Raw genomic sequence first — 5018 nt, 5'->3', positions numbered from 1 at the left:
CCTCTTTTTATCATAACCGAATAATAAAGGTTTCCTTTTAAAAGACAGATCAATCCTATTACTCTGAGCATAAGCAGAGCCTTTGAACGTATTAAATTAACGGTTCAAAGTTAGGATATCAATCATTAGGAAGCCTCCATTCATAAAAGTTAATTCAAGTATAACAAATTGCCTTGATTTGTCAAATAGCTGTTTTGATAATATATCTTGTCATATGTTACTTAGCAAAAGGACTTTCATTGCTCGCTCCATAATCTGGCCCGTTTGTTGAATTACTCTTTAATAAAATAATTTTTCCGTTCCCAATTCCACATTGCAATAATAGAAAAGCCATCTTCATCTTCTTTTTCTTCATCATCAGTCATAAAATCTGTATCTTTTACAATAAAATCGTCCGAGATACTATCGTAATAGAATTTAAATGCACCTATTTTTGAATCAGAAAACTGAAAATCATTAATAAAAAAGGCAAAAATGCCACCAAATATTTTATCCAAAAAAGGCTCAGCAAAAAGGGAAAACAAAAAAACGCAAAACGTAATAGAAAAAGGTATCCAAAATGCAGTTTTATTTCTGTTTTTCATCTCTAATCTCCTTATCGTTCAATATTTCGCCCGTTTCTTTATCAATATCGCCCCTGCCGTATCTTCGTTCTTGATAGACTGCGTCAAAATATAGCCTTACCAAGGCAGTATGCGCACGCAAAACGGAGTTAATTATTTTCATACTAGGAAGCCCATACTCATTACCATGAACTCTAACAAAACGCTTCAATTCACGTATATTAGCTATCCCATATTCATCAATCAAATCACAGACAGTATTCAACATATCGTCTTTATCTTCCACATCAAGCGATATATATCTATCAATATCAAAATTATTAATCAGCGTAATATCTTGTTTATTATATTTATGCTTTTTCTTCTCGATAGCGTCTTTCGACTCATGAGTAAGATATAAATACATACTTGTCATACTTCTGATGACTATTTGTACTTTAGCAATACTCTGATCGCCTAGAAGCTGTTTAATTTTGTACCGAACACTATCAGCAGTAACTGGGTTTTTAGCCACATAGACAACATGATAATGTGGCTTTTTAAAATCTTGTCCTGGCACAGTACTTTTATCTTTATCATGCAATGGACTAACAGCAATTGGGACACCAATTAATTCCAATTTCGACTTCCAATCTTCTGGAATAGATTCGGGATATAACAAAAAGGTGAAGTATCTTGATTTGTCTTTTGCCATAATGGTAGAATAACCTTGTTAGAACAACAATGTTTAGCGGAAACTTTCGTCTTGCCCAAGCCGAGTTTTCGCTTATTTTTTTTGTTCTAATTCCTTTCTTGAATAATCTTCTAAAGCTAAAGCTAAAATCGCAGACTTGGAAAAACCTTTTTCTTTCGCAAGTTTTTCCAAAGTAGAATACTGGTCTTCAGTTAAACTGACCGTAATTCTTTTTTTATTTGTAGCCATATTTTTTACTCCAAACTAAATTAATTTTAAGTACACCACTATTATGCGTTTTTGCAACATTATTGTCAACAATATGTGCTAGAAACCTCTATTTTGCTAAAAACTCGCTAAAAACTCGCCAAAAACTCGCCGAGATATAAAACTCTGTAACCATTGATATCAAAGGCTTAAAATCACTTTTTTATCAAAATTGGCACTCGGCACTTAAAAGGGGGGTCGTAGTACGGGAGCGAAAATCGCTCCCTGCCCCCTGATTTTCAAAATTTTTATTCCACTCAAACCAAAATATGGGCTCCGCCCAAACCCGCAAGCTGTGTCAGCTTGACCCCATAAATGAGCGGGAGCTCCCGCTCAAACTCACCCCGCACTCGCCGTGGGGCAGGCAAAAAAAGCAGGTGTGCTTTTCTTTGCATGCGCAAAAGTGTTTTATCCGCTAGTCTATCAACTCCTTAAAGCCTCAAAAAAGGGGCTAACTGCTAAAGCAGCAAGCCCCTTTAATTCGATTTACCGTTGACAGACACAAAGTTAACTACGTTCAATCTAGTGAGATGTTAAATTAAGCTCTTAAACGCCATTTTAAGCCCATATAAGTGTTTTAAAGATGTGGACCGCCTAATTCATCAGATTTATGCCTGTCGAATTCCTGTGAGCTTTCAGGGGCTTTTTTAGACGGTTCTTTTAGTCCTGCACGCTCTAGCCACTTTTCAGGTAAATTAATACCTAGTTTTTTGTGTAGAAACTCATCAACATTGCGCACAATGTCTTGAAGTGTTCCGACTAACTTTCGCAAACGAACATTTTCTCTTTCGAGGTCATTATATTCCCACGTTGTTCTAGTCAGTTTATCTCCTAACGAGTCGGCTTCACGCCTTGCTCTAGCATGCATTTGATTGTAATTATCACTAAAAGACGCCCGTTGTTCCAAATCAGCGAGATCAGATTTATCAACCGTGACTTTATTTTTATTCATCAAGGTGGGTTTACTAGCAATTTTTTTGTTATCCCGTGGCTTGATTTCATCAAGCTGTTTTTTTGTATGTGCAAGCTTTACTTGTGTCTCTTGTTTTTCGGTCTCTATTTTTTTCAATTCTTCCCGCATAGCTTTGTATTCGGGTACTGATAAGTTCTTACGCTCTTTATTTTTGTTGCCACGTTCAACATCAAAGCCATTTTCTTTGAGGTACTGTGGGAATTCCTCTTGAATACGTTGTAAGGCTTCACGATTGAATATACGCTTAGCTGAGAGCTTTTTATCATTATCAAAGGGCACAATGCCCATATGCATGTGTGGGGTCTTTTCGTCCATATGAACGACTGCATAGCGAATATTTTCGTCACCATAGTTATCTGCAAAATATTGTTTGGCTGTTTCAAAATATTTGCGGGTTTCGGCTTCGTCTAATTGCTCAAAAAAATCTTTGTCACTGGTTAGAATCCATTCATTGACTAAAACAGCGTCTTTGCGAACTGCCCGCTTACTCGCTTTGTTTTCGTTGATATAGGCTTCAATATCCGTTTTAAAATTATCAGTGCGCCCAACCACCAAATCATAATTCAGGTGGGAGCGGGAAACATCAATATCTTCGTTGCTGTGATTAGTCGTTTTCCGTTGGTCATGATTGCCAATGCCGACTAAATTATCAGCTTTTAATTTCGTCATTCTAGCCACTGCAAAACTCATTGTATGCACCTCATTTCGGAGTTATCTTCCAAGTAAAGTATAACACACTATACTTTACATTCGTAAAGGTGTGCTCTCCGAGGGTCAAAGCAAGAACCTGGCTTGTGCCAGATTCCCAAAGTCAAAAGCAAAAAAATAACCGCTGCTGCCGTTTCTTTTTCCTAGTAACAGAAATGAGATTTTCACCTTTGCGCTTTTCCGCAACGGTTGCAAATTCATTCCCAAGATCAAGTAAAAAAACCATGGGCTTTGCCCAAACCCACGAGGGAAAAATTTCCCCTCGACCCCCTCCAAAAAACTCCCCCAACCCCCTCACTTTTTGAGGGGGCTCCCTCGCCGGTTGGCAGGACAAAACAAAGTTTTGTCAATGCCGAGAGGGTGGAAAATCAGTGGCTCGTATCAACTCCTTAAATTCCTTCCGCTTTGCTCCAGTCAGACATTTACCGTTGACACTTCCCGTTTATCTTTCCTTCTGGCCAAATAAAAAAAGAGTAGCCGTAGCCACTCTTAATTTTACTTATTCAACAATCGCGCCCGATTGCGGCATACTTAAAAATAATCTCAATATTTTTTTGATCTTCTATTCCTCGATTATTCCATATCCTTCTGGTGCAGGAATCCCATGTTCTGCAGAACGACTGACTGATTCCCACTCTTTCCATGTAGATATACGTTTTTCTGCATTTTCAACAGCTAAATCATAAACAAGGCTTCCTAGAATCAATCGGAGAGGCGGATTCTCACTATTAACCAGTTTCATTATAGCTTCGGCAGCCAACTTAGGGTCACTATCAACTGATTCGGTTGAGTTTTGTTGAGCCAACTTCTCACGTAATGAATCATACTCTTTGTTCTGTGTGGTAAAACTCATTTTTAAGTATAGATTCGTCCAATAGCCTCCGGGTTCAACGATAGATACCTTTACACCAAAATGTGCAGCTTCTTGTGCTAATGCCTCGCTAAATCCTTCTAAAGCAAATTTGCTAGCACTATAGATTCCCGACATTGGACCAGTAATCAGTCCACCAATACTAGATATCTGTATAATATGACCTGATCCTTGTGTCCGTAAGTACGGCATAGCTGCTTGACAAATCCAAATTGCACCATAGAAATTAGTCTCCATTTGACTTCTAACTTCATCTTCACTAAATTCTTCAATCATTCCCAATACCATATTTCCTGCATTGTTAATGACAATATCGATCCTTCCAAAATGTTTAATGGCAGTTTCCACTGTAGTAAAAACAGCACTTCTATCAGTAACATCAAGACTTAACGGAAGTAACATTCCTTCAAACTGGTATTTTAACTCATTAAGTTTTTCAATATTTCTAGCAACACCAACAACCTTATCTCCTGACTCTAGTACTTTTTTAGTGAACTCGTATCCTAGTCCACTGCTCGCTCCTGTAATAAACCATACTCGTGTATTTTCTACGTTACTAAATGTCATAAATAATTTCCTCCATTAATCATGTAATATTTAGGTAGCATTTGATACCTATTATTTGAAGTAAGCCAAATAAGTATAAAACTTATCAAAATAAAAAACATAGGCAACTGCCTATGCTCTAGAATATTGAAATATAGAAATTCCAATTGGATTCATCATTACTTAATAAAATTACAAATATGATATCAATATCATAGATGAACCAGTTTCTACGATATTACATGGGGACTTCCACTTTTTTAAAAAAGAAAAAGAGGAAGATATATCTCCCTCTTTTTATCATAACCGAATAATAAAGGTTTCCTTTTAAAAGACAGATCAATCCTATTACTCTGAGCATAAGCAGAGCCTTTGAACGTATTAAATTAACGGTTCAAAGTTAGGATATCAATCATT

5 protein-coding genes are annotated in these 5018 nt (G+C 36.9%); all 5 read right to left on the bottom strand.

Going from position 1 to position 5018, the window contains the following annotated elements; translation table 11 throughout:
- Window positions 1-272: 272 nt before the first annotated feature.
- Complete coding sequence (locus AAA939_RS15150) at window positions 273-584, bottom strand: hypothetical protein (protein ID WP_338231103.1); 312 nt, start codon at window positions 582-584, stop codon at window positions 273-275.
- Complete coding sequence (locus AAA939_RS15145) at window positions 568-1257, bottom strand: replication protein (RefSeq protein ID WP_012478241.1); 690 nt, start codon at window positions 1255-1257, stop codon at window positions 568-570. The genes AAA939_RS15150 and AAA939_RS15145 overlap by 17 nt, the downstream gene beginning before the upstream one ends.
- Window positions 1258-1329: 72 nt before the next feature.
- Window positions 1330-1485: a ribbon-helix-helix protein, CopG family gene (locus tag AAA939_RS15140; RefSeq protein ID WP_004906453.1), complete on the bottom strand. Its 156-nt coding sequence runs from the start codon at window positions 1483-1485 to the stop codon at window positions 1330-1332.
- A gap of 595 nt (window positions 1486-2080) precedes the next feature.
- On the bottom strand, window positions 2081-3166 hold the full coding sequence (gene mobV / locus AAA939_RS15135) for a MobV family relaxase (protein WP_338231097.1): 1086 nt from the start codon (window positions 3164-3166) through the stop codon (window positions 2081-2083).
- A 580-nt stretch (window positions 3167-3746) separates the two neighbouring features.
- Window positions 3747-4622, bottom strand: a complete 876-nt coding sequence (locus AAA939_RS15130; RefSeq protein WP_012478242.1) for an SDR family oxidoreductase — start codon at window positions 4620-4622, stop codon at window positions 3747-3749.
- Window positions 4623-5018: the final 396 nt, after the last annotated feature.

It is taken from the genome of Lactiplantibacillus paraxiangfangensis (assembly GCF_036246185.1).
Taxonomy (GTDB): domain Bacteria; phylum Bacillota; class Bacilli; order Lactobacillales; family Lactobacillaceae; genus Lactiplantibacillus; species Lactiplantibacillus paraxiangfangensis.
This window is presented reverse-complemented; position numbering and strand designations above follow the sequence as displayed.

Bases quoted from the DNA above. Each gene is read 5' to 3' on its own strand.
- AAA939_RS15150 (WP_338231103.1), bottom strand. From the start codon at position 584: ATGAAAAACAGAAATAAAACTGCATTTTGGATACCTTTTTCTATTACG.
- AAA939_RS15145 (WP_012478241.1), bottom strand. From the start codon at position 1,257: ATGGCAAAAGACAAATCAAGATACTTCACCTTTTTGTTATATCCCGAA.
- AAA939_RS15140 (WP_004906453.1), bottom strand. From the start codon at position 1,485: ATGGCTACAAATAAAAAAAGAATTACGGTCAGTTTAACTGAAGACCAG.
- mobV (WP_338231097.1), bottom strand. From the start codon at position 3,166: ATGAGTTTTGCAGTGGCTAGAATGACGAAATTAAAAGCTGATAATTTA.
- AAA939_RS15130 (WP_012478242.1), bottom strand. From the start codon at position 4,622: ATGACATTTAGTAACGTAGAAAATACACGAGTATGGTTTATTACAGGA.